Here is a 24,601-nt window from a genome sequence, read left to right on the forward strand (position 1 = left end):
AACCTACTCCAGTACAAAGAAAGGCTTTAGATTTATTGGGTGTCAGCCTGATTTGTACCCAGTGAAGCCGAAAGACAAATCGCCCTAAGCCGGGACATGCATACGGTGTAGCGATTTGTCAAAGGGGAACTTCAGTTTAAACGTCAAATCTATTCCACAATTTTAGCTGTGTCAGTCCACTACTGCCGTGACCCAACTAAAATGGTGCAATAGATTGGGTACGTAGTGAGGGCTTTAGCCCTCTCCAGCTAGGCGTTAGAGAACTAAAGTTCTCACTACAAACAAAGTCCTATTTTAGCTGTGTCAGTCCACTACGTCCTTTGTAAGGGTTTGAGGCTTGTTTACAAATTATAGCCTTACCAAGGCAGGTTAGGACTTACGGCACCATAGAGACGTTCCATGCAACGTCTCTACATACGTAAATGATGTGTCCTGATGTCCTAACTTGTCTGCGTAGTGCTATAACTACCATGGATTTCCGACTAAAGTAAACGCACTCCAATAATAGGGATGAGTCAGATTAATATTTCCCTGATTGAGTAATTCCTCGGGTAAAGAAATCCTAGCCGATGGTGTAACTAATTCATCGCCGTCTAATTCCACTTCCCCCCGCATCATTGCCAATTGTGCTTGTCGTAAGGCTTCAGCTTTAATCGGGGCTTGTTTTAACTGTTGATAAAATGTGGTCATTAGTCCTAATGTCCCGGTATCACTGACATACCAGAGGCTACCTAACGCCGATTTTACTCCCGCTTGTACCGCTAATCCAGTAAAGCCTAACTCGGCTTGTTCATCCCCTAAGGCTGAACGACAGGCACTTAACACCATCAGTTGAACTGGGGGATTATCTAATTGCAACTCCCGCAATTTGTCTAGGGTTAATCTGGTATTCCAAAACTGAATATAGGAGTTACTAGGTTTTCCTGGTTTAAATTCTCCATGGGTGGCGAGATGGAGAATGCCAAAGGGTTGACTCGCGCGGGCTTGTTTGAGATTATCTAGGGTGAAGTTTTGGTTAAGAAAGGATTCCCCTGACCACAATTGATTGATAATCATCGATAACTCTTGGGGAACAGCAGGTAAGGGGTTTTGTTCCTCAAATTGAGAAGCACCCATGGCTAAGATATTAGCATCTCGGATATCTACATATCGGGTATCGGTGAGGCTAAAACTAGGCATTAACCCGACGCTGTAGTTCTCAATAATAAATTGGTTTCCGTCATAGAGTGTCGCGATGGGGAGGGAACGCAAGCCCCTATCCATAACGAAGCTCAGATTATTAATTTCTTGGGCTTGTAATTCGGCTTCGATGGGGGAAATTAACCAATTATAAAGTTGTTTTGCTGAAGGTTTATAGGGGCGAGGAATGCGAACATTGGTGACAGCGCGACGTAATTGTTGCACTTGTTGCAGAACTTTCTCTCGAGTTGCGCCAGGAACCGGACGGCGAATTATGTCTCCAGAGGCGGTAACCAGGACAAGTTCCAGTTGGTCAGTGGGTTGGGGATTGGGGTTAGTTGAAAGTTGTTGGTGTTGAGAGGTGGACGGGTTAAATTGCCAAATGATTTCGTTTTTGTCTTTGGGATTGGGTTTTTCGGGAGTGGGATTTTGGGGTTTAAAGAATGCGTAAATTAGGGCGGGTTTGATGCCAGTAATTTGTTCAATTTGATTAAGCTGGGCTTTGGTTTCTTGAGGGGTAACAGTGCGGGTATTTCTAACTCCTAGATGGCTTTCATACGCATTGGTGAAGTTGCCTTCTTGTTGAGCGACTTCCGTTTCGGCGGCTGGGGTTGTGGTGATGTTGGTAGTGGTGGGAACCGATGCTGAATCAGCGGATTCGCTGGTGTCTTCATCAGCAGATTCGTTCACTTCAGTCGGTTGAGTGATATCAACCGAATTGACTGGAGGATCATCAACGGTATTAGTAGGAATGTCAGCGCGAATAATTTCAATATTTCCTTCTCGGTGACTCAGGGGAAATGAATGTGGCGGGATAATACTAATGTCTCCACTGGTGAGAACTCCGGCTGTACCGTTTAGTTCAGTATCTCCGACTTTAAAGGGTGTAAGTGCGTCACCCCCATGGCGAATGGTAATATCTCCACCGCCGTTACCACCCGCCGTGGAAATACTGGCGTCTATCCCATTTTTGTCAGTAAAAGTATCAGTGGCGCGGAAGTATTGACCAGCAGTGATATCAACGTTACCTCCTATACCATTCTCACCACCTTGAGCGTTAATTGAACCAACCTGAATATCTCCGATGGGGTCAAGGATAACATGACCCCCGTCACCGGAAATGCCACTGCTATTAATTTCACCCGTCGTAATCGCTGTTGAAGCGTTAATGATGATCTCGCCGCCACTGATTCCGGAACTGTTAAGGTTATGAGTAGAAATAATACCCGAAGTAGCCGTTAGATTAATATTCCCACCTTGACTATTTGGATTGCTAGAGTTTAAGTTGACAGCCGTTGCGTTTATGTCAGTTCCCCTGAAATTAATGTCACCCCCACGGGTTTGAACCAAGCCGGAACCAGAAACGGCGATAGGATTAGAACTACTCACCGAAATATCACCACCATTGGTTGTCAGCGCCAGCGCACCGACGGTAAGATTACCGGTAGTAATCGCACCATTGTTACTGGTGATGGTAAGAGTGCGATCGCGATTGATAATGTCATCTGTAATAATATCTTGATTCGCCAACAAGGTAATTGTCGCATTCCCCTCTCCGGTAAGGGTTCCGGCGGTGGTATTGATGGAACCTGAACCAACAGGTGCTTGTAATGTGACAGGGGTTTGGAAAGTAATATCATCGGCTAGGGTAATTGCACCACTGCTAGTTGTTCCCCCAATCGTGATTGAGGTAAATGTATTTTGTAGGGAATTCAGTTCGGGTGCGGTTAAATCTAAAATACTATTGTTACCACTATCCGCACCTCCGAGTTGAATTCCTTGGTTTGAGGTTAATGATTGTAGGGTTAAAGTTCCGGTTCCAGAGATATTGCCTGTAAAATTAAGTTCATCACCGATTAGGGTAAGATTTCCTGCACCTCCATTAATATTGCTGCTGATAGTCGCGGGATTGTTGAATTGGAAGGTATCATCCAAGCTTCCACCCGTCAAGTTAGAAAAGTCACTAAAGGTAAGTCCGTTAACTGTACCGCTATTGCTTCCGGTAATCGTCCAAGTGTTGGCGGTGTTATTGGCAATTAGGGTACTGGTAGCGTTTTGAGTTCCTTGGATTTGTTCAATATTGGTTCCCGATGGCGCGGCTAAGTTGACGGTTAGGGGATTGGTATAGGCTGAATAGTCTAAGGTATCTGTTCCGGCGCCACCGTCAACGGTTCCGGTAAAGGTTACGCCATCATTAAAACTAAATGTGTCGTTATTGTTGCCACCTGTCAGATTCGAGAAGGTGTTGAAATTAATTGTGCCATTAATCGTACCGCTATTGCTATTCGCAATTATCCAATTATTGGCAGTGTTATTGGCAACTAGAGTGCTGGTAGCGTTAGCGGTTCCGGTAACTTGTTCAATATTTACCCCACCTAATGCGGCTAAGTTGACGGTTATAGGATTGGTATAGGCGGAGTAGTCTAAGGTATCTGTTCCGGCGCCACCATCGATTGTTCCCGTAAAGGTGACGCCATCATTGAAACCAAATATGTCGTTATTAGTTCCCCCTGTCAGGTTGTTGATAGCGGTAAAGGTATTACCATTAATGTTGCCAGCATTGGAATTGGTTAAATTCCAGGTGTTGGGGGTGTCACTAGCAATGATTGTATTGTTGCCTCCACCCCCATCAATGGTTCCCGTCAAGGTAACGTTATCATTCAAGCTAAATGTATCGTCACTACTCCCTCCACTCAGATTCGAGAAGGTATTGAAATTGAGTGTGCCATTAATTGTGCCGCTATTGCTATTCGTAATCGTCCAATTATTGGCAGTGTTATTGGCAACTAGAGTGCTGGTAGCGTTGGGGGTTCCTGTAACCTGTTCAATATTGACCTCACCCAATGTGGCTAAATTGACGGTTAGGGGATTGGTATAGGCGGAGTAATCTAAGGTATCTGTTCCTGCACCGCCATCAACAGTTCCGGTAAAGGTTACGCCATCCTTGAAACTAAATGTATCGTTATTACTTCCCCCTGTCAGGTTGTTAATAGCGGTAAAGGTATTACCGTTAATGTTGCCAGCATTGGAGTTGGTTAAATTCCATGTGTTGGGGGTGTTACTAGCAATAATTGTATTGTTCCCCCCACTCCCGTTGATGGTTCCGTTAAACGTGACTCCAGTATTCAATTGAAATGTATCGTTAGCATTACCGCCACTCAAGTTAGTAAAATCTACAAAACTCAAGGTTCCATTAACCGTTCCAGCATCATTAGCTGTAATATTCCACGTATTTGCTGTATCTGTGCCAATTAAGGTGCTACCCGTATTTCCAATAGCGGTTTCAATATTTTCACCGCCAATAGCGGCAAGATTAACGATAGCTGGATTTGGATTATTGGAGTAATTTATGGTATCTATCCCATCCCCGCCATCAATTGTGCCGCTAAGGGTTGCGTTGTTCGTGAAGCTAAACATATCATCGCCACCAGAACCGCTTAGATTCTCAATTGACGTGAAAGGAATGCTGGTCAAACCATTACTGCTAACATTGCCAGCATCTGTACCAGTTATAGTGAAAGTCGTATTGGCATCTGTAGGTGCCCATAATTCTGAGCCACCCACAATTTCTAGGGGTAAATTAAATATAATTGGGTCAAATGTCACTGGACTGAGTGAAATAATCCCAGTCCCATCAGTTCGTCCAATCGTGATGGAGCTAAATTCACTAAAACCATTCAACTCCGTAGCTGTTATATCTAAAGCGTTAGCATCAACATCAAATGGTCCACCGATGGCAATATTATGACTAGGTGTTGCTGGTTCAATGACTAAATTACCAGGCTCACTGTGGACTGATATTATGCCATCGACTCCTCCGGTAAAGTCAATTTCGTCTCCAATCAGGATAATATTCCCACCAATGACACCAATTAAGACAATATTCCCCTGAGCACCACCGGCATCAATATCACCAGCAATAATTGTTTTGCCAGCTACTAAGGTAATATTGCCACCTTCATTTAAATTTAATGTACTACTTGATGCAACACTTGTATCGATATCCGCCGTAATAATATCACCCGCCGCATTCAGAGTAATATCACCAGCATTGGCGTTTCCTGCATTAGAAATAGCAAACGTATTTAACCCTTGAACGGTAATTGTATTGTTACTGTTAAGATCAATTGTTCCACCTGTTGTATCCCCCGTGTCCGATGGACTTTCACCGATGGAGTCTATTTGACCCGTATTAATATTACCAGTTGTACTGATGGAAATCGCACCCCCCGATAAACCCGTTGCATCAATCTGACCCGTGTTAATATTGTCTGTTGCTTCTAGGTTAATATCACCACCATTACTATCAAAACCCGATGTATTGATTGCACCTTGAACCGTTATCGTACCATTGTTACTGGTGAGATTAACAGTACCACCGCCACCAACGCCACCATCGGCATTTATATCACTTGTTACGAGAATATTTCCTTGAGTATCAACGGTAATATCACCACCTTTCCCTCCTCCACTAGAACCAGCATCAAGTTGACCTGTTGTGATACTGCCTACACTACTGCTTAATGTAATATTACCACCATCACCAGCACTAGGAGCAGTGCTAATTGCTTCTACTGTAATCGTTTGCCCAGAAATATTAATGTTTCCTCCTGGTGTTGAAATTGTTCCTGCTGTAATCGTTTGCCCAGAAATATTAATGTTTCCTCCTACTAGTGTCGTAATTGATTGAGTCTGATCCATCGAAAAATCACCAACACCATTACCATCTGCATCAGCGGTAAACGTAATTGATCCACCGAAAGAATTTAGTGACAGACCATCACTAATCGTAATATTGTTAGATGCTTCAAGAAGAACATCACCCGTTTGAATTTCAAGAATACTATTATTTATAATGATATCTAAACCCCCAAATTGCTCCTCAAAGATATCGGGCATCTCCAGCTATGCGTTTAAGCACTAAAGTGCTTACTACAAACTTGTTTTCTGCCTCCTCTTAAGGATTGCGTCGCCGAAATTCCGCCGGGGTTAAACGGAGGGGTTGTTCTGGGTTCCAGATGCCATATCCCATAATTCGGGCGTATTCCTGAGCGCGGATTAGGCGTTCATTATATTTATTATTCGGCGATCGCGGTGTCGCTAGGACATATCCTTCTTTGATCAGTTGTTCATTGATCATGATTCCATCATGCCAAACGTAGGCTAACCAGCGACCAAAACTGTCTTTGGTTTGTACATCGGGTTCTAAGAAAACCGATTGGAGTACCAGTTGCTGACCCCTCCTTTCACCGATCAGTTGTTCAATCCGAGTTTTAGCGGCGGTTCCCCAAGGCTGTTGTCTTAAGTCGGGTGATTCTATGCCAATTAACCGCACCCGGACAATTAAGGCGGGTTGTTGGGTGGTATCTAATACCTCGATGGTTTGTCCACTGACGACTTGTTGGACTTGTACAGGGATACCAGGGGGAACTTTTTTAGATTGACATCCCCCCAGTAAAAGGAGAAAACCACAGCCGATCAGGAGGGCGACGAGGCGGCTGGGATAAGCTGTATTGCTGTTCACGTTAACTGTTGGGCGTTTCGATCCCCCCCAGCCCTGCTTAAAAAGGGGGGAGTGACTGAAATAGAGGGGGCGAGTGTGCTGTTTAATCCTCATCTAAGGGCAATCCAAACCGAATCTTGCCTTTACCAAAATAGCGCCCAAATTGGAGTTCGTATACTTCATCCTCGTCTTGGGTTTCGACTTCTATGTCGGAACGGGGATACCCCACACATAAAAGTGCGTAACCTCTTTGGCGCAGTGCTGGAGACAGTCCCATGGCTTCCGGTTGATAGATTTCACCGGAGAGAACACGCACCGCACAGGTGGTGCAAGCGCCATTGCGACAAGAAAACGGCAGTTCTACCCCTTGGTCTTCTGCGGCTTGGAGAATGTAGCGATCGCTGGGAACGTCTAGGGTATGCTGGGTATTGCTTTGGCGATGGTGAATTGTAATTTTATAGAATCGAGTCATCCGTTTCGTGTATAATTACAGATTGTGTGCTAAGTTTGATACTGTTAAGTCTCGCACAGATCATAATAAACCCCCTGGAGAGGTGGCCGAGCGGTTTAAGGCGCAGCACTGGAAATGCTGTTTAGGGGAAACTCTAACGAGGGTTCGAATCCCTCCCTCTCCGTTCAAAAGATAGACTTGCTAGTGCAAGAAAGCAGAAATCACTGAACAGCTAACATCTCCCCCTGCTTCCCCTGCTCCTCCACACCTACAAAGCTGCTCCAATATTTCCGCCGAGCTGCACTAGGATCGTCTGTAAGTCATTGGAGAACGGCGCGATCGCGGCGTAAAGAATCTGGCAGCTAAGTTGAATGAACTAATTGTAACGAGACAGGTGAATCATCCCCCCACAGGGGATGTTACCCTAAGGGTAACTGGCGAGTCTTCATTCCAAACCTCGGAAGAGACCCAGTGAATGTTCCATCAATTGATAGGATAGTCTTGTGGTTGCCACTCCTGAAAAAGTCCAATCAATACCCACATCTAACCCAGAAGGCGGCGATCGCGTTGCTGTCTTACTCATGGGTTACGGGGAAGTCGAAAGTTACGAAGACTTTGCCAACTATAATGAGCAAGCCTTAAACTTACTAACCGCTAAGTTCGCCCCTGTACCCACCTGGGTGTATCCCCCCTTAGCCAAACTGTTAGCCGTTTTTGATTTCCATGAGTGGGGACATCAGCACAATAATTTCATCTCCCCCCACAACCAAATTTTTGAGCAGCAACGAGCCGGAATTGAACAACACCTGCAAGAAAAATGGGGCGATCGCGTCCAAGTCTTTAAGGCGTTTAACTTCTGCGCTCCGTTTTTACCGGAACAGGTGCTGGAGCAGATTAAAGCCCAAGGCTTTGATAAACTGCTGATCTATCCTCTCTTGGTCGTTGATTCTATCTTCACCAGTGGGATTGCTGTCGAACAGGTGAATAATGCTTTAGTTAAGTTGACGGAGGGCGATGAACATTGGCTCAACGGACAACGGTATATCCCCTCCTTTTACAACGAACCCGCCTACATTGACTTGATGGCGCAGATGGTGGAGGAAAAAATTGCGGCTGAGTTAGCCAGCGCTTACTTACCCTCTCAAATTGGCATTGTCCTGATGAATCATGGTTGTCCCCATGAGGCAAAAGGGTTTACCTCCGGCATCATGGAAAGTGAGGCATTGTATGAACGGGTACGGGAAAAGTTAATTTATAAGTATCCGTTAATTTCAGTGGGTTGGCTGAATCACCAAACCCCTCTGATTAAATGGACACAGCCCAATGCTGAGTTAGCCGCGAAGAATCTGATTGATTTAGGGGCAAAAGCGCTCGTATTTATGCCGATTGGCTTTGCTACAGAGAATCATGAAACCTTGCTGGATGTTCATCACATCATCCACGCTTTAGAGCATCGTAACTCTGATGTGACGTATGTGCAGATGCCCTGTGTCAATGAGCATTCTGACTTTTTAGCCATGGCGGCAGATTGGGCAAATCCTCAGATTGAAGCACTGTTAAGCGAAACTGCGATCGCGGTTAATCCGGAATCAGCTTCCAGTCATCATCATCACCATCATCATCACCACGATCACTAAACCTAAGATCCCCGACTTCTTCAAGAAGTTGGGGATCTGATTAAGAGAGTTAGCCTTCCTTAACCTCCCATCGAAACAACCGGGGAAGCTGTGCCAAATCTAGGAGATAGTTACCCGTCCAAAGAACAATTTCTATAATTAACAGAGTCCTTACCCACATCAATTCGCTATCAGAATTCAGGATAGTCAATCCTTCATATAATTGCCAGAGGCGATAAGGCAGATATAAGTAGGGAACCATTACCCAAACGACCGATTGAAACTGTTTTAATGTGATTATCTCCGATAAAATTTGTAATCCTAGCATCAAAAAATAGAAGGCAAGTACAGTTAACACGGTAGAATAATTCCACCAGACACCCCAAAGAAGCATAACGACTAGGGGAACCAAGACTCCGATAACCTGAACTGTACCAAACCAAATTTTAAACCATCCGGGCAAGGGTTCAGGAATAGTGAACGGTTTAGCCTTCCGCCACGCCCAGCCGACAATTGCGGTAAACCCAGTAGCAACGATAAAGAAACCTAGGTTCTCTAAAATTAGGTATAAATTAGTATTGACAGAAGTCATATAATTGTGACCCGTAATCGGTTAATTGTCAGGTAAATCGCGTTTGAAACAATTCTATTGATGATCTGTCATTTTCTCATCGGTTCTCCTAGTTCTGGCAAGTCTACCCTAGCTGCCAAACTAACTCAACTCGAACCTAAAGCGGTGATTGTGTCCACAGACGCGATCCGGGCGCAGCTATTTGGGGATGAGAACATCCAAGGGGATTGGTCACTGATTGAAACGCAAGTGTTGCAGCAAATTCATCGATCCATTGCCGATGGCAACCCGGTGATTTATGATGCCACCAATGCTAAACCCGAATGGCGGCGATCGCTGTTGCCTAAGATATCTGGTGAAACTGTGCGCTGGTTAGGTTGGTATCTTACCACTCCCTTAGAAACCTGCAAAACTTGGAACCGACAGCGCCAACGCCAAGTTCCTGATCTGGTGATTGAGGATTTTTATCGCGCATTGCGAGATCATCCGCCTCAAACCAGCGAGGGATTTTTAGCGGTGAATTCGGTTAATCTAGCGGATACAGAATTGGATATCTGGCAAATGCTCAACCGTTATAGCGCTACGCGCCAGGGAATAGGGAATAGGGAATAGGGAATAGGCAATAGACTTTCTGGCAATAGTAAAGACAAAAGCCAATCAATCTGTAGAGACGTTGCATGCAACGTCTCTACATCTGTATGTAATCTAAAGATAGGTAGGATTGAAGAGATTCATCGTTTTATCAGATGACTGACGAACATAAGGCTGACGTACCATCGGCTGATTCTCAGCAGGTGCAAAAACCGACGGAAGGGACAACCTCAGAATCGGTTGATAACTCCTGGACGAACCGCATGGCTGGACTCTGGACTACAGCCAGCGATCGCTTGCAGAAACTCCTTCCCACTGAACAAGTCACACAAACGGTGATTGACTGGTTTAGTGTTAATGAGGCGCAAGTCGCTGAGATTTTGGCGTCGGTACGCAAAGAACTCCCCACAACCCAAGCGCTGCTGATTGGCAAACCTCAATCGGGGAAAAGTTCCATTGTCCGGGGATTGACTGGGGTTTCAGGGGAGATTGTGGGTCAGGGATTTCGTCCCCATACACAATATACTGAGCGTTATGCTTATCCCTCGAATGACCTACCCTTGCTGATTTTTACCGATACTGTGGGTTTAGGTGATGTTAACCAAGAAACGCCGATAATTATTCAGGAATTAGCCGATGAATTGCAACAGGATACTCATCGTGCCAGAATCCTGATTTTGACGGTGAAAATTAATGACTTTGCTACCGATACATTAAGACAGGTGGCTGAACAGTTACAAAAAAAATATCCCCAGATTCCCTGTTTGCTGGCTCTCACCTGCTTACATGAACTTTATCCAACTGATGTCATTGATCATCCTGCTTATCCCCCAGAGTATGAAGAGATGAACCGCGCCTTTGAGGGAATTCAGACTGCTTTTAATGGTCTGTATAATCGAGCAGTTCTCATTGATTTTACCCGAGAAGAAGATGAGTATCATCCCGTCTTTTATGGCTTAGAGGCACTCAGCGATGCCTTAGCCGACTTATTACCCGAAGCCGAATCTCGTGCCATTTCTCAATTATTAGAAGAAAAAGACGCCAGTCAGCAACTGGGAAATCTGTATCGAGATGTGGGGCGACGGTATATTTTGGCATTTTCGATTATGGCTGCAACCTTGGCGGCGGTTCCGTTACCTTTTGCCACCATGCCCGTTTTAACGGCGCTACAAGTCTCGCTGGTTGGCTTGTTGGGGAAATTATATGGACAGACGCTGACGCCTTCTCAAGCTGGGGGAGTTGTGAGTGCGATCGCGGGGGGTTTTGTGGCGCAAGCGGTGGGACGAGAGTTAATCAAATTCTTACCCGGTTTAGGGAGTGCGATCGCGGCGTCTTGGGCGGCGGCGTATACCTGGGCGTTGGGTGAGGGGGCTTGTGTTTATTTTGGGGATTTAATGGGCGGGAAAAAACCCGATCCCCAGAAAATTCAATCGGTGATGAAAGAAGCATTTGAGTCGGCGAAAGAACGGTTTAAGGGTATAAAGTAAACCCGAAAACCTGCCCGGAGTTCAAACTCCGGGCTAATCGCCCAAGTCCATTAAAATGGACTAAAATTCTTAAAGAGAGTCTAAATTTGAGGTTAATATAAGACGGCAATGTCATCTAACAATTTAGACCACTACTACAGAATACTGGGACTAGAACCCGGAGCCTCCCTAGAAGACGTGAACCAAGCCTATAAAGACTTGGCATTTATTTGGCACCCGGATCGTGTCCCCAAAGATAATCAGCGCTTGCGTCAGAAAGCTGAAGCCAAACTCAAGGAAATTAACCAAGCGCGAGACGAACTGCGATCGCAAAAACCCAAAACCCCCAAACCCTCATCCCCACCGCCGCCCAAACCTGCTTCCAATACCTATTATTACCGTGCGCGATCGCCCCGACGAGAACCGACTCAATCGCGGCGTTACTATCAATCCAGAGAACCGCAGCAACCGCCCTACGCATCCAGGAATTACTCCCAACCCAGAACGCGATCGCAATCCCAGCGCCCGCGATCGCAGCCTGATCTCAGTGGCGCTAATTTTCAGGGGGTTGATCTGAAAGAAAAAGACTTATCTGGACGTAATCTTAGTAAGGCTAATCTCAGTCAAGCTAACCTGACGGATGCTTTTTTACATAATGTTAATCTCAGTGGCGCGAATTTAGAAGGAGCAAATCTGTTTCGCGCTAACTTATTTCAAGCCTGTTTAGTTCAGGCAAATTTACGGGATGCTAATTTGATTGGTGCGGATTTGAGTGGTGCGGATTTGCGGGGTGCGGATTTGCGGGGCGCTAAAGTGGGGACAGGCGACCGATTGTTGGTTAAATTAACAGGGGCTATTTTATCGGGGACTATTTTACCTGATGGTAGAATTCATGAGTAATTAAACTAGACTCATCGTACTGAGGATTAAAACAGGTGATTGACAACTCGACCTATAAATTTATGATTAATTTTCTTGTTGTGACAGACGTACCATGGCACGTCTCTACATAACTTTTGACTGAGGAGGACGGGTTTAGTTACGTTATCAGTTTTTGCCAAACGTTATCGGTAAAACCCGCCCCTACCCAATAACGTTCAACTTCTTAAAACCAGGGTTTACTATGACTAAGGCATCATCACCAACATCTAGAGGCGTTAACCGACGCGGGGAAACCGATTGGCGACTTTTCCGGAGATTGATTCCTTATGCACTCAGGAAAAAACGCCTACTGATCATAGCGATTATTTTACTCGTTCCCGTATCCATTCTGGGTGCAATTCAACCCTTAATTATTGGGCAAGCGGTTTCCTTAATTCGTCAAGAAGAAACCTGGTGGTTTCTGGATAATCGTTCTTTATCAGAAAGCATCAATATCCTGGCAACTCTGTTATTACTGAGTATCATTATCCGATTAGTCTGTAGCGTTTTCCAGAAATTCCTGGAAGAGAACTTAGGTCAGCAAATTACCGCCGGGATTCGCAATGATTTATTTGACCATATTACCTCCCTGGCAGTGCGATTTTTTGACCGAACCCCGGTGGGAAAACTGATTACCCGGATCACCAGCGATGTGGAAGCATTAGGATTAGTCTTTTCCAGTGGTGCCATTGGCATTCTCAATGACATTTTCTCAATGCTGGTTATTGCCATTTTCATGTTTTCCCTACAATGGCAACTGGCGCTAATTCTGATATTAATGTTATTTCCAGTTACCGGCTTAATTGTCTACTTCCAGCGGCAATATCGGAAAGCGAATTATACAGCCAGAGAAGAACTATCCACACTCAACTCAATGTTGCAAGAAAATATCGCTGGGATTAATATTGTCCAGCTATTTCGCCGGGAACAAGTGAATGCTGAAATGTTTCGGGCGGTGAACCAGCGCTATGTCGCGGAAGTTGATAAAACTATCTTTCACGATTCTGCTGTATCTGCCACATTAGAGTGGATATCCTTAGTGGCGATCGCGGCGGTATTATGGTTAGGAGGCTGGTTGATCCTGCGAGATAATCTCAGTTTTGGTGTCTTATCTGCTTTTATTCTCTACGCCCAGCGTTTATTTAATCCTTTGCGTCAGTTTGCTGACAAGTTTACCATGTTCCAAGCTGGATTCACGGCACTTGAACGGGTGAGTGATATTATGCATGAGCCGATTGAAATTCGTGATCCAGAGTTATCCCATGCGGCGTTAATTTCAGAACAGCCGAGAAGCAATGGTAAGGGAGAAATAACACCGCATCGAGGTGAAATTCGCTTTGAACATGTCTGGTTTGCTTATAAAGATGATGACTATGTTCTCAAAGATTTAAACTTTACCATTCGCCCCGGAGAAAAAGTGGCGTTAGTGGGTCCTACGGGTGCGGGAAAGAGTTCGATTATTCGCTTACTGTGTCGCCTCTATGAAGCGACAAAGGGACGTATTTTAGTGGATGGGATTGATATTCGGGATTTGCCCCAAGCTGAATTACGGCGTCAGATGGCGGTTATTTTGCAAGAGGGGTTTTTGTTTGCTGGGGATGTTAAAAGTAATATTACCTTGGGCGAAGACTACTCGATTAAACAAGTGAAAGCGGCGGCGGAATCCACAAATGTGGCTCAATTTATCGAAGAACTTCCTCAAGGTTACGATACTCAACTTCGGGAGAGGGGAACCAATCTTTCTGGGGGTCAAAAGCAGTTATTAGCATTTGCCCGGGCGGCAATTCGTGATCCGCAAATTTTAGTATTAGATGAAGCGACGGCGAGTTTAGACGTGGGAACCGAAGCGTTGATTCAACAAGCCCTTGATCATTTATTGGAAAAACGCACGGCAATTATTATCGCCCACCGTCTCTCAACCATTCGCAATGTAGACCGAATTTTGGTGCTTAAACGGGGTGAGTTGGTGGAATCGGGTTCTCATGAACACCTGTTGCAACAGAAGGGTTTGTATGCGGCTTTGTATCAGTTGCAGATGTTGGGAAGTTAGGAGATTTGTCATTTGTCATTTGTCATTCATCATTTGTCATTTGGATCAAATCTAAACGACAAGAGGGCGGGTTTTGTTGATAAGTTATCGGTATACCCATCAATTAAACGGCTAAACCAGCCCCGACAATAGGATATAACTTTTACCTCTATTTTTTTTGCTCATATTGACAAGGATGACTAAGTATGTATAAAACCCGAAAAAGAATCTGTGCGATCGCGTCGATTATCCTCCTCACTTTAGCCCTAGGATGTTCTCCATCAGAACAAAACCCTGAGACGATTGAAAGTCGCGATCGCACGTCTGGGGAAACGACTGAATCTACTGCAACCAAGCCCATTTCAGCACCAACACATTCTCTCGGTGAGGTCATTTCCATCAGCCAAAACAATCTTAATCTCCAATTTACTGTTAACAGCACCAGGATGCATCCCGGAAAAGGCGTGATTCAACCCAATAAAGGAAATCAGTGGGTGGTAGTCGATACAACAATTGTTAATCAAGGACAACAACCGCAAACCTTTTCCGTGGTTTCCTTTGACGTTATCGATGGCAACAATAATACTTATGAAGTGGCGCTTTTAGCCAGTGCATTGGAGGATATTGAGACACCGACAGGTGAAATTAGTCCCGGCGATCAACGACAGGGACAGCTTGTGTTTGAAGTTCCCGAAGATACAACCAATTTGAAACTGTTATTTCAGCCGCATCCAATTGAGTGTGAAGAAAAATCAACAGCAGCCAAGGGATTAGATTGTCAACCCATTGTTGTTAAACTATAACCAATCACCCATCACCAATCAACCCTATGGAAACTGCCAATCCCATATTCCGCCATCAAATCTCTGCTGATGTAATTGCCTTAGACAAACAGGGACGAGTTATTCTAGTTGCTGATGTCAGAGGTAGCCGTGTGGTTAAGCTTACCCTCTCTCAATTTAAGTCCTACCTAAAAGCCACACAAACCGTCGTTCCATTCGCGATGCTAGTTGACCCCGAAACGATTCAAATTGTTCAATGGGATGGCGTCAATTGGTCTGAGGCTATCTATTCCCTAAAGACCACTGATGTGGTAAAACCCTATATTAGGGACTTTGATAGCTATAAGCGTGACTATCAGCATCAACAGATAACTGGAGGTTACTTAGAAACGCTACTTCTAGCATGGCTGGACGATTTAGCCTTCCACTGGAAGTTAGAAACACCGCCAGCATCAGAAGAATTAGCAGCTATTGGTTTATTAAAACGACTAGACGAAGGTAGCACCAAACGTGAGGTAGAAATTTCAGGTGATACTATACTTAGAGACGAACTTTCTCATGAGTATTTGTACGGGGCGTGATTTATTAGCGACTACATTGCTGCAAAATACGCCATCATCGGTGCAGCTAGTCATGCCAAGTATTTGTTTAATGGAATCCTTATCAGCGTTGGAAAATGAACAAAAATACCGCCGACGTTTTGAAAATGAACTAAATTTGCAAATCAGTCAGTTACGGCGAGATGTAACCTCATCTAATGCCAGGTCTATGTTGGCGCTTTTAATGGAGTCTAAAACGGAAAATGAGCAGCTACTTACAGAGATTAAAATGCGTCTGTTTCAAGCGCTTAACCAGATATCTGAAAAAGCCGAACTCATTGCTTTAACGCCGTCCATAATCCAAGATGGTTTAACTATTTCTTTAATTGATCAAGATTATACAGATAATCTGATTCTTCACTGTATTCTACATCAGGCTCAATCTTACCAGACGGAAACTCAAGTATTTTTGAGTAGTAATGAACGGGACTTTGGTACACCTGAAGTTCAAGCCGCGTTGGGAAATGTGGGGATTACCAATTATTTTAGTAGCACTCAAGTATTGCTCAATTGGCTACAGTCCCAGCAATCTGAATAAGCAACAGAAATGATCCAGGTATTGGCTAGTTCTAATTTAAGGCGTCTAGGGTTCGCTGCCATCCTCGCCTTCTTGTGTGCGATCGCGCCGTTTGTAGTAGGCGCTGTCTTCGCCATCAACGCTTGCATCACACCCTTCAATCAAAAGGTTGATTTGTAGGGGCGGGTTTTACTCTTAGCTACGGCGAGATCTTACCAAGTGAATAAACCCGCCCTGACCCTAAGTCCAATTTTTGCTCAATACAGCGTTTCTTTATGTTAATTTAATTAATGGCGAATCAAGTAGAGACTTGGGACGAAGTGAGATATAATAAATTCAACCATCATCCCGTTATCGACAAATAGAGCAATCATGTGCATCCCCTAGAAATCAAGGATCAACTCAAATCCCTAATGAAAAAAGCATCATCGATAGAACCCTGTTTAGCGAAACGGTTAGATGAGATCAACCGCTGGGTGAAAGACGTCAAGCCAGGTTCCCTTACTGCCAAAAAATTTGTCATGGCGTTTTTGTTAGAGGTGATTCGAGATGCTGACGTTTGGCTTAAGATTAAAAGCTTAACCTCTCCAGAGTTGCAGGACTCTGCTTTTGAGCAAATGACGCCCACGGAACGATATTGGTATCGTTATCTTTTTCCCCTATGGCTAAATAGCAATGATCCAAAGTTTTATATTTGGAAACAAAAATTGATGTCATGCGAATTTAGTCAAACGGACGATGATATCCTTAACTCTATAGCTCAAACAATTGAGAGTCGAGGGGGTACAGTTTGGCGACGCTATATCGCCGATTTCTCTATGGCAACGGATCTGATTGTTAGTTATCGTCAAAGAAAGCCACTCTGCCTTCAGGTAACAACTGTGAGTAATAACTATGCTCAAAAAAAATATGAAAATTGGCAGGATACGCTACAAATGTGGGTAATTGATCGAGGACTTTTCCTCAGTTATAACCCTGAAAAACCCGATTTTTTGGAGCAGTTAGTAACAATAACACTTCATAACAGTGACTTTCTTCCCCTGGGACGTTATCTCCAATTTCCCTAACGGGGTAGATTGGTGCTGACGACCGAAATTTTTTAGCACAAACGGAATTTTCTATCTAAGTTATGGTCACCAAACAACAAAATTACAGTCATGATGACTTAGGCGCTTTTTCTGAAGCGCTGGAAAAATCCCGCAAAATGCAGCAGGATTGGCTGACTCATGGACTTGATTTTGTGAATTTGTATATTGAGGATATCGAGGGAGATTGGCTAGACAGATGGGATGATGATGAAACAACGGTAGAAAATTCTGTTACTTTAGCATCGGAAGAAACATTTATTGATACCTCAATTGTCGAATTTATCGGTGCTTTTTTGGCGAGTGATTATCCCGCCGCAGTCTGGGCGCGAGACAGTGATCATCCCTTAGCAATGCGAGTGCAGCAGCAACGGGAAACTGAGGGATTAGCTCAAATTATTGCCCGGTTGGAAGGCTGTTTAAGTATTGCTGATGAATCGGATAGGTTGCATGAAGCGATCGCGATTTTGGCAGGTGGGGTTACTGTGGGAGAGATGACTCGCGATTCTGGGGATGAGGAAGATGAGTTTAAGTTATTTGATTTAGCTGAAAGTTTGTTGGAGAAATTAGCGGAATTGAAAGAAAGAGAATGGAGAATTATGGGGAATTGAAGTGAATGGATCTGCTTTCAGGGAAGAAAAGGGCGCACGTCGAGGGCGCACGTCGGTGCGCCCCTACGAATAATGGGTTGCCATTGGTGCAATATCTGAGTTTTTGTCGCTATAATTTATAATCAAAAGTTGCTGACTCCTCCAGGAAAATTGATATGAATCCAGAAACTCTATTATCCAGAATTTCTATCGATCCCAATATTTGCCATGGTAAGCCCTGTATTCGAGGTCATCGCATTTGGGTTTCTCTAATTCTTGACTATTTAGCGAGTGGGATGACTGTCGAGGAGATTCTTGATGGATATCCGAGTATCGAACGGGATGACATATTTGCTTGTATTTATTATGGATTTGAATGAATTAATAAAAGAGTTAAATTTTAATTATTATATACCGTTAATTTTCAGGAAATAAATTATCCTAATATCTCTGAGATTGCGAATGAACTAGATCAGCAATAAAAAACTTAGTCAATTGGCAGAAAATTGAATTGATATGGCAAAAGGATTTGGCACTAATAAAAATAAAAAACACAAAAAACGTAAAATAGAGCCTCCTTCTTTCTTAACTGAGGTATTGGGGGCAATTGGACAAAGCCCGGATGATTTAGAAATAGTATATTCACTGCTACAAGCTAACTCACATAAACTGAATGATGATTTTTTACAGCAGTTTTGCAAGTGGGCAGATACTACTCTACGGAAAGATGAGTCTAAAACCGCACGATTTATCTCGTTAAAAATTATATACTTTAACACATTGCTGATGCAATTTCCACTAGGCAATAGGGCTATCAATTTAGAGATTGCCATAAAAGGTTATGAAATTGTTTCTGAAATGTTCAGTCAGGCAATAAAGTTTGATGAAAAGCTACTTTGGTCACAACTTCTAAATAATTTGATTTTGGCTTACACGAACCGGATACGTGGAAATAGAGTTGAGAACTTAGAAAAAGCTATTTGGGTTGGTAAACAAGCATTGACAATTGATACCCGAAAAAAAATTCCTCAACTCTGGGCAGGGATTCACAATAATTTAGGAGGGGCTTACAGCAACCGAGTCTTGGGACAAAAAGCTGATAACTTGGAAGAGGCAATCCGACACTTTCAAGCAGCTTTAGACGTCTGCACCCGTGAGACAATACCCTCAGAATGGGCAAAGCTGCAACATAATTTTGGAGATACCTATCTTCATAGAATTCGGGGAAATCGCGCAGAAAACTTGGAAGTAGCCATTGAGTATATCGAAGCCGCACTGGAAATCTATACTAAGGAGATGTTTCCTAAAGAGTGGGCAAATGCTCAAAACACGTTGGCAGTTACCTATCAGGAACGAATTCGCGGAGATCGATCGGAAAATCTGGAAAAAGCGATCGCCTACTGTCAAGCCGCCTTGCAAGTTCATACCCGGGAGGCGTTTCCCCAGGAATGGGTGCAGACACAAATGAATCTGGCTAATGCTTACCGTGATCGGATTCGGGGGAATCTGGCAGAAAATCTGGAAATAGCTATTGCTGCATACAAATCTGCCTTACAAGTCGCCACTAAAGAGGAATTTCCTAGAGAATGGGCGGCGATTCAAAACAATCTAGGCATGGTTTACTCGAAGCGGACATACGATGCCGAGCATCAGGAACGAGCGATCGCCGCTTATGAAGCTACTTTACAAGTTTACAGCCAAGAGATGTTTCCCAGAGAATGGGCAATGGCTCAAAAAAATTTGGGACTTGTCTACAGTGAACGAATTCGCGGCAATCGGACAGAAAACTTAGAGAAAGCAATGACAGCTTACCAAGCTGCCTCTCAAGTCTTTAATCATGATGCTTTTCCCGATTATTGGGCTAAAAACCAAAATAATCTGGCTATTGCCTATACAAATCTAGGGCAAATTGAGGAAGCGATCGCTTGTTGTCGGTTAGCTTTAGAAGTTTTTACACCAACCGCATTTCCTGCGGAGTGCTTCATAGCTGCACGCCAATTCGGTGAGATTGCGGCAAAGGCAAAGCGTTGGGCAGAATCTATTGAGGGATACGGTATTGCCATTGAAGCTGTAGAAACCAGCCGCAGTTGGGCAACGTCTGAATCTCGCCGTCAAGAGATTTCGGCAGAAGCCTTTCATATCTATCACAATATGGTACAAGCTTGTATCAATGCTGGACAATTAGAAAAAGCCCTGGAAACCGTCGAGCGATCGCGGGCTAAACGTTTGGTCGATTTAATGGCAAGTAATGACCTTTACCAAAGTGATGAAATTGCCCCTAATGTCAAGGAATTGTTGCAAAAGTTTGATAATTTGCAACAGCGCATTGACCAAGAACGAAGGCAAAATAAATCCAGTAATAATCGAGAACTGATGGGGATGGATAGCAATCGCAAAAACCGCGCTGCATTCCAAGCCGAAAACGACGCGATCGCATCCTTAGAAGCTGAAAAACTGCACGTCTGGGAACAACTGAGACGCCTTGACCCCGTACTAGCTGGAGAAATTAAAGTTGATGCGCCTAATTTTGCTCAGATACAACAACTTATTGACGAACCGACTACTGCTATTCTGAGTTTCTATACAACGACTAACGACCTACATTTATTCATTCTACGACAAAATAAACTGACGCTTCAGACTTGTCCCGGTCAAGGAATTAATACCCTGCAAGCTTGGATTTCTCAGAACTGGTTACAACCTTATATTGAGAATAATTTGAATTGGAAAAGCAATATCAACACATTTCTCAACGAACTCTCTCAACGCCTGCAACTGACTGAACTGATTACCAACCATTTAAACGGTATTGACGAACTGATTATCATTCCTCACTTATTATTGCATCAAATTCCCTTTGCGGCTTTACCGATTCCGAACTCTTCTCCCGACTCAAAGAATGGTGCAAGTCGAGACTATTTCGGAGACAAATTTCTTATTCGTTATACCCCCAGTTGCCAAATCTTAAAATTTTGCCACCAACGCCGCGATCAGGATGTAGAGATATTACCTGCAACCCAATATGGCACAGTTGAAGATGCCACAGATGACCTGCCTTTTGCCAGTTTTGAAGGCGAACAAATCGCCAGGTTACATAATATTCCCGATAATCTACGATTAAAGGGGAAGACTCAAGCCACGGTTAAAAATTATCGCCAACTGGTCAATCAAGTCCAAGTGATTCACTCCAGTCACCATGCCGAATTTCGCCTGGATAATCCATTGGAATCGGTATTAAAATTAGCGGATGGTCATATTACATTAGGGCAATTAATGACACCGGGATGGCGTTTACATGATTTATTCGATGTCTTTCTCTCCTGCTGCGAAACAGGTTTAGGATTGCCAGAAATCACTGATGATAGTCTCACTCTCTCGACTGGATTTTTATGTGCCGGGGCGAGAAGTGTGGTTAGCACTCTTTGGTCAGTGGCTGATTTAGCTACAGCTTTATTCTCTATTTTTTACTATCAACAGCGAAAACAGGGAAAAAATCGTCCGGAAGCGCTGCGACAGGCTCAAATCAAATTAAGAAAACTCCAGAAAGACGAACTGCTAAATCGAGAGGATATCAAAGAATTCTGCCAACAAGCAGAAGTAAAGCGGAAAGAGGCAAGGCATAAGCGCAACCAATGCCAACCCGATTCAACAGACTATTTAAAATGGGAAAGCGACTATCGTAAATACCATACAATGATTCAGCAAATTCAGACTATAAAAAAATCTCCAGATGAACATCATCCTTTCTCACAACCCCGATTCTGGGCGGCATTTACCTGCCAAGGCTTACGCTGAATTAATCAGTCCCTGTAGATGAGAAATTAGTGACTGTAAAGCTAAATGAGGGGTCTATATCTGGAGTAGAGACATTGCAGGCAACGTCTCTACAATCTAGAAGGAGAATGGGTTAGCAGCGGTAGACTATCAACTAAACCCAGAGTTCGGTTCCATTCACGCCATCATTAGCGGTGAATTGGATTGTACTATCGATGTTGATGAGATTGTCAGAAGATGAACCAATATCCCCAACTAAATTTGTTCCTCAAAGAAAATTCGGAATTAGCCGCCGCATTAAAACAGGTTGTTAGTGCCACAGAACCCGTGCGAATTGAAACTATGCAGGCGTACCAATTATACAGTATGGGACTGATTCAGCGAAAGCGCGATCGCGTCATTCCTCGTTGTCAGTTATATCGGCAATATTTTCAGCAAATTATGAATTATTAATTATGAATTATAGCTAGGAGTAGAGACGTTGCATGCAACGTCTCTACAGGGTTTTTGCGGTTTCCTCAACTTTGCTGTATGGCAACAAATTCTGTTTTTTGATGAGGATATAACAGATGGGAATGCTCACCACCTAGCTCAGTCAAAACCGTATAATGATCCTCATCGCTTAATCCCAGTTGATGGCGAATAGCTTGAAGTGGTTCTAGACTTTGGGACGACTGAAAACGCCCCTCTTCTAATCCATCCTGCAAGACTCCTTTGTAAAGGGAGAAATGGTACTGTTGGCTAAAGTTTGGTAGGACTTTCGCCAGAACATAGAGTTCATCAGCTTTCAATTTCTCCAAAGAACGCCCCTCTAAAACCTGAGAAAAATCCACTGGCAGCTTTTGCAGTTGACGCCGGAAACTCTGGGTGAGATTTTCCCGATTATACTGCTCGGCGCTGCGATTCCAAGTGCGATAAAGCCAAAGACTACTCACCATAACCACAAACGCATCGAATAGAAATTGCACCGAGAGCGGTAAGCGGAGAATTTCTGGACGTCCGCCATAGATAAAGAAAATGTTGAACGCCAAAAAGGTGCAAATCGAAAAGACGCGGTGCAGAACCTGTTCCCGGCTGATACTGGGGTTATGCCGTCTGAGAAAAGCCCGGTATGCTTTTTCTAATTTCGTACAAATCAGACAACTCATTACCACACAAACCCCCAGGGTTAACGGACAAGCCACGAGTTTGGGAATCGGAATTTGCTGATTGAACAGATAAAAACCAGGTTGCCAAAGTGTGGCTAACTGATTCGATTCATGCGCCCAATCTCCGGAAAAGTAATAGTCAAAATTCCCAGCATACAATCCGTAATAAATGAAGTAGCCAATCACTAAACCCAAATACCCGTATTGCACCAGTTTCCGTCCCGGATGGCTGAGATAGTGCCAGTAGGATTTTTCGGCATCTTTATCCATACAAGCAGACTTGCAGGCGATACAGGCACTTTTTTCTTTGCCTTTTGTCTTGTCAAATGTGCGGCACTCGGATTGGGGAATACTCTGACGTCCTGCTGTATGCACTGGGGAGCTTAATAATCCCCGTGGACCGGTGAAAACAGTTTGCACGATGCCAAAGGGACAGACATAATGACACCAACTCCGTCCTCCGTACAGGAAAACTACCGTAATTGCTGAGAGAATAGTGAGAAGCAAAAACAGCCCTAAAACCGTGCGAACGGAGTTAATAAACAGAATGCGGCAGTTCAAACCAATAAACAGAAGCGCAAATTGTAGATAGAGGTGTTTTTGTGCCAGCCAGCGATTTTTGCGAATATTCAGTCGAGGATTTAAGCCCAATGCCCTGGGAATTTGGGACAGAAAGTAGAGTGGACAAATCCGCCGCCAGGTGTCATGACCGAACACCAAGAGAATCATAATCGCACTGGGAACAATCATGCCCCAAAAAATGCGGGTTCCCATGGGATAGGCGGCTTGTTCCAGGCATTTTCCTTGCACTAATACACAAGTATGGGTATCGCGAAAAGGACTCAGGAGGGTGTTCGGATCAGTTAAATGATGGGAAATCGGGTCATAAAAGAGAGAGAAAATTAAGACCAACCAACCCAGAGTCAACAAGACTCGGACAGAGTGCATCTTTTTTTCAGAAATCTTACTCAGCACTTTGTTATTGCCTCCTGTGTCGATACGAGGATTAAGGTGAAATAAATCTTTCCCTTCAATCAAGTTGAAGAATCATCTGAAAACAATTACGCCCAAGCATCAAAGATGAGGTAGGCATGATGTTGTAACTGTGTGAGACAATCGTAGGTATCACTGACATGGTGTTCACAGCTTGCTTGCCCAAAACACTGAACCGAAAGGGTGGGTAAGGGAGCATTTTCTGTAACTCGTTGAGTGGCGGGATTGAGAATTATTTCAACAAAAGGGTTTGGGTTATGTGCGTTTGCCATTACAATCAGAAGTTGACATTAAACGATGGTTGGGAGTCAAGGTCAGATTTGGCTCCCGTTTTTTTTGTTTGCGGCTATAGTGCTGCTCTAGTGCGGCTTTATCGCTGCTTAATCAGCTATATTGCTCAAGGCTGATAACTTATGCACATTTAGATCATTGGTGATTTGGAGATTCTATAGACTACTCATATTTCAGTCCTTCCTTTTACGCAGAATGGTCACATTTGTAACATTTATTTACAAATGTGAAAGTGGACTCTATTAACGAATCATTGAAGCAGTCAACCTCTACACATCAAGGTTCTGTGTAGCAAGATTCACAGACTCACGGGTTGTACACATCTGTGAAACAGCTAAAATGCCTCAGTTGAGTAGAACCCGATTGTTGGTAGGATGGCTTTTCAGTTCCAGTATGTTTCCTGATTCGAGCAAGTAGTTGAGGAAAATTGAGGATTTCTCTAACTCAGTGGAATTGAGGAAATTCGAGGTAAGCAATGTCCTGAGCGTTCGACTT

The 24,601-nt window shown here is 43.9% G+C and carries 19 protein-coding genes and 1 tRNA gene; 14 read left to right on the forward strand and 6 right to left on the reverse strand.

The annotated features are described in order from the left end of the window. Positions 1-465: 465 nt before the first annotated feature. The 3 genes from RIG27_RS29065 to RIG27_RS29075 all read right to left on the reverse strand — a co-directional run bounded on the left by RIG27_RS29065 (position 466) and on the right by RIG27_RS29075 (position 7,154). Positions 466-6,078 (reverse strand): CHAT domain-containing protein, encoded by a 5,613-nt coding sequence (locus tag RIG27_RS29065; protein WP_446350601.1) that lies wholly within the window; start codon positions 6,076-6,078, stop codon positions 466-468. Between the two features lie 58 nt (positions 6,079-6,136). After that, positions 6,137-6,703: a thermonuclease family protein gene (locus tag RIG27_RS29070; protein ID WP_446350602.1), complete on the reverse strand. Its 567-nt coding sequence runs from the start codon at positions 6,701-6,703 to the stop codon at positions 6,137-6,139. A gap of 82 nt (positions 6,704-6,785) precedes the next feature. Continuing rightward, on the reverse strand, positions 6,786-7,154 hold the full coding sequence (locus RIG27_RS29075) for a 2Fe-2S iron-sulfur cluster-binding protein (protein ID WP_446350603.1): 369 nt from the start codon (positions 7,152-7,154) through the stop codon (positions 6,786-6,788). Between the two features lie 76 nt (positions 7,155-7,230). On the opposite strand from RIG27_RS29075, the gene RIG27_RS29080 reads away from it, so the two are divergent. Then, a tRNA-Ser gene (locus tag RIG27_RS29080) sits at positions 7,231-7,317 on the forward strand. Positions 7,318-7,636: 319 nt separating this feature from the next. Continuing rightward, the gene (locus RIG27_RS29085; RefSeq protein WP_446350604.1) at positions 7,637-8,770 is read left to right on the forward strand and encodes a ferrochelatase; all 1,134 of its coding nucleotides are present in this window, start codon (positions 7,637-7,639) and stop codon (positions 8,768-8,770) included. 49 nt (positions 8,771-8,819) lie between these two features. On the opposite strand, the gene RIG27_RS29090 is transcribed toward RIG27_RS29085, so the two are convergent. Next, positions 8,820-9,341, reverse strand: coding sequence for a hypothetical protein (locus tag RIG27_RS29090; protein ID WP_446350605.1), 522 nt, complete (start codon positions 9,339-9,341; stop codon positions 8,820-8,822). 60 nt (positions 9,342-9,401) lie between these two features. Here RIG27_RS29090 and RIG27_RS29095 point away from each other — a divergent pair, with 60 nt between their 5' ends. From RIG27_RS29095 to RIG27_RS29150, 12 genes are all read left to right on the forward strand, one after another. Next, positions 9,402-9,932 (forward strand): AAA family ATPase, encoded by a 531-nt coding sequence (locus RIG27_RS29095; protein ID WP_446350626.1) that lies wholly within the window; start codon positions 9,402-9,404, stop codon positions 9,930-9,932. Positions 9,933-10,066: 134 nt separating this feature from the next. Beyond that, positions 10,067-11,398, forward strand: a complete 1,332-nt coding sequence (locus RIG27_RS29100; RefSeq protein WP_446350606.1) for a YcjF family protein — start codon at positions 10,067-10,069, stop codon at positions 11,396-11,398. 108 nt (positions 11,399-11,506) lie between these two features. Further along, on the forward strand, positions 11,507-12,277 hold the full coding sequence (locus tag RIG27_RS29105; RefSeq protein ID WP_446350607.1) for a pentapeptide repeat-containing protein: 771 nt from the start codon (positions 11,507-11,509) through the stop codon (positions 12,275-12,277). A 223-nt stretch (positions 12,278-12,500) separates the two neighbouring features. After that, entirely contained in the window at positions 12,501-14,348 is a 1,848-nt protein-coding gene (locus RIG27_RS29110) for an ABC transporter ATP-binding protein (protein ID WP_446350608.1), read from the forward strand. 185 nt (positions 14,349-14,533) lie between these two features. Next, positions 14,534-15,130 (forward strand): DUF4352 domain-containing protein, encoded by a 597-nt coding sequence (locus tag RIG27_RS29115; protein ID WP_446350609.1) that lies wholly within the window; start codon positions 14,534-14,536, stop codon positions 15,128-15,130. A gap of 26 nt (positions 15,131-15,156) precedes the next feature. Beyond that, positions 15,157-15,690: a hypothetical protein gene (locus tag RIG27_RS29120; protein ID WP_446341163.1), complete on the forward strand. Its 534-nt coding sequence runs from the start codon at positions 15,157-15,159 to the stop codon at positions 15,688-15,690. Then, positions 15,668-16,246 (forward strand): PIN domain-containing protein, encoded by a 579-nt coding sequence (locus RIG27_RS29125; RefSeq protein ID WP_446350610.1) that lies wholly within the window; start codon positions 15,668-15,670, stop codon positions 16,244-16,246. Before RIG27_RS29120 ends, RIG27_RS29125 begins: the two co-directional genes overlap by 23 nt. 353 nt (positions 16,247-16,599) lie before the next feature. Beyond that, a complete protein-coding gene (locus RIG27_RS29130; RefSeq protein WP_446350611.1) occupies positions 16,600-17,292 on the forward strand; it encodes a hypothetical protein in 693 nt (230 codons plus the stop codon). Between the two features lie 62 nt (positions 17,293-17,354). Then, positions 17,355-17,921, forward strand: coding sequence for a hypothetical protein (locus RIG27_RS29135; protein ID WP_446350612.1), 567 nt, complete (start codon positions 17,355-17,357; stop codon positions 17,919-17,921). 155 nt (positions 17,922-18,076) lie between these two features. After that, positions 18,077-18,280, forward strand: coding sequence for a DUF433 domain-containing protein (locus tag RIG27_RS29140; RefSeq protein WP_446350613.1), 204 nt, complete (start codon positions 18,077-18,079; stop codon positions 18,278-18,280). Positions 18,281-18,416: 136 nt separating this feature from the next. After that, entirely contained in the window at positions 18,417-21,695 is a 3,279-nt protein-coding gene (locus tag RIG27_RS29145; RefSeq protein WP_446350614.1) for a CHAT domain-containing protein, read from the forward strand. Positions 21,696-21,911: 216 nt separating this feature from the next. Then, entirely contained in the window at positions 21,912-22,127 is a 216-nt protein-coding gene (locus RIG27_RS29150; protein WP_446341158.1) for an AAA-like domain-containing protein, read from the forward strand. A gap of 65 nt (positions 22,128-22,192) precedes the next feature. On the opposite strand, the gene RIG27_RS29155 is transcribed toward RIG27_RS29150, so the two are convergent. Further along, the gene (locus RIG27_RS29155) at positions 22,193-23,770 is read right to left on the reverse strand and encodes a 4Fe-4S binding protein (protein ID WP_446350615.1); all 1,578 of its coding nucleotides are present in this window, start codon (positions 23,768-23,770) and stop codon (positions 22,193-22,195) included. A gap of 113 nt (positions 23,771-23,883) precedes the next feature. Next, positions 23,884-24,087 carry a hypothetical protein gene (locus RIG27_RS29160; protein WP_446350616.1) on the reverse strand — a complete coding sequence of 68 codons (204 nt, stop codon included), beginning with the start codon at positions 24,085-24,087 and terminating at the stop codon, positions 23,884-23,886. Positions 24,088-24,601: the final 514 nt, after the last annotated feature.

Origin of the sequence: Coleofasciculus sp. F4-SAH-05, assembly GCF_040222985.1 — a bacterium.
Lineage (GTDB): Bacteria > Cyanobacteriota > Cyanobacteriia > Cyanobacteriales > Coleofasciculaceae > Coleofasciculus > Coleofasciculus chthonoplastes.

Coding starts and splice junctions, on each gene's coding strand:
- RIG27_RS29065 (WP_446350601.1), bottom strand. CDS start 6,078: ATGCCCGATATCTTTGAGGAGCAATTTGGGGGTTTAGATATCATTATA.
- RIG27_RS29075 (WP_446350603.1), bottom strand. CDS start 7,154: ATGACTCGATTCTATAAAATTACAATTCACCATCGCCAAAGCAATACC.
- RIG27_RS29090 (WP_446350605.1), bottom strand. CDS start 9,341: ATGACTTCTGTCAATACTAATTTATACCTAATTTTAGAGAACCTAGGT.
- RIG27_RS29095 (WP_446350626.1), top strand. CDS start 9,402: ATGATCTGTCATTTTCTCATCGGTTCTCCTAGTTCTGGCAAGTCTACC.
- RIG27_RS29100 (WP_446350606.1), top strand. CDS start 10,067: ATGACTGACGAACATAAGGCTGACGTACCATCGGCTGATTCTCAGCAG.
- RIG27_RS29105 (WP_446350607.1), top strand. CDS start 11,507: ATGTCATCTAACAATTTAGACCACTACTACAGAATACTGGGACTAGAA.
- RIG27_RS29110 (WP_446350608.1), top strand. CDS start 12,501: ATGACTAAGGCATCATCACCAACATCTAGAGGCGTTAACCGACGCGGG.
- RIG27_RS29115 (WP_446350609.1), top strand. CDS start 14,534: ATGTATAAAACCCGAAAAAGAATCTGTGCGATCGCGTCGATTATCCTC.
- RIG27_RS29120 (WP_446341163.1), top strand. CDS start 15,157: ATGGAAACTGCCAATCCCATATTCCGCCATCAAATCTCTGCTGATGTA.
- RIG27_RS29125 (WP_446350610.1), top strand. CDS start 15,668: ATGAGTATTTGTACGGGGCGTGATTTATTAGCGACTACATTGCTGCAA.
- RIG27_RS29135 (WP_446350612.1), top strand. CDS start 17,355: ATGGTCACCAAACAACAAAATTACAGTCATGATGACTTAGGCGCTTTT.
- RIG27_RS29140 (WP_446350613.1), top strand. CDS start 18,077: ATGAATCCAGAAACTCTATTATCCAGAATTTCTATCGATCCCAATATT.
- RIG27_RS29145 (WP_446350614.1), top strand. CDS start 18,417: ATGGCAAAAGGATTTGGCACTAATAAAAATAAAAAACACAAAAAACGT.
- RIG27_RS29150 (WP_446341158.1), top strand. CDS start 21,912: ATGAACCAATATCCCCAACTAAATTTGTTCCTCAAAGAAAATTCGGAA.
- RIG27_RS29155 (WP_446350615.1), bottom strand. CDS start 23,770: ATGCACTCTGTCCGAGTCTTGTTGACTCTGGGTTGGTTGGTCTTAATT.
- RIG27_RS29160 (WP_446350616.1), bottom strand. CDS start 24,087: ATGGCAAACGCACATAACCCAAACCCTTTTGTTGAAATAATTCTCAAT.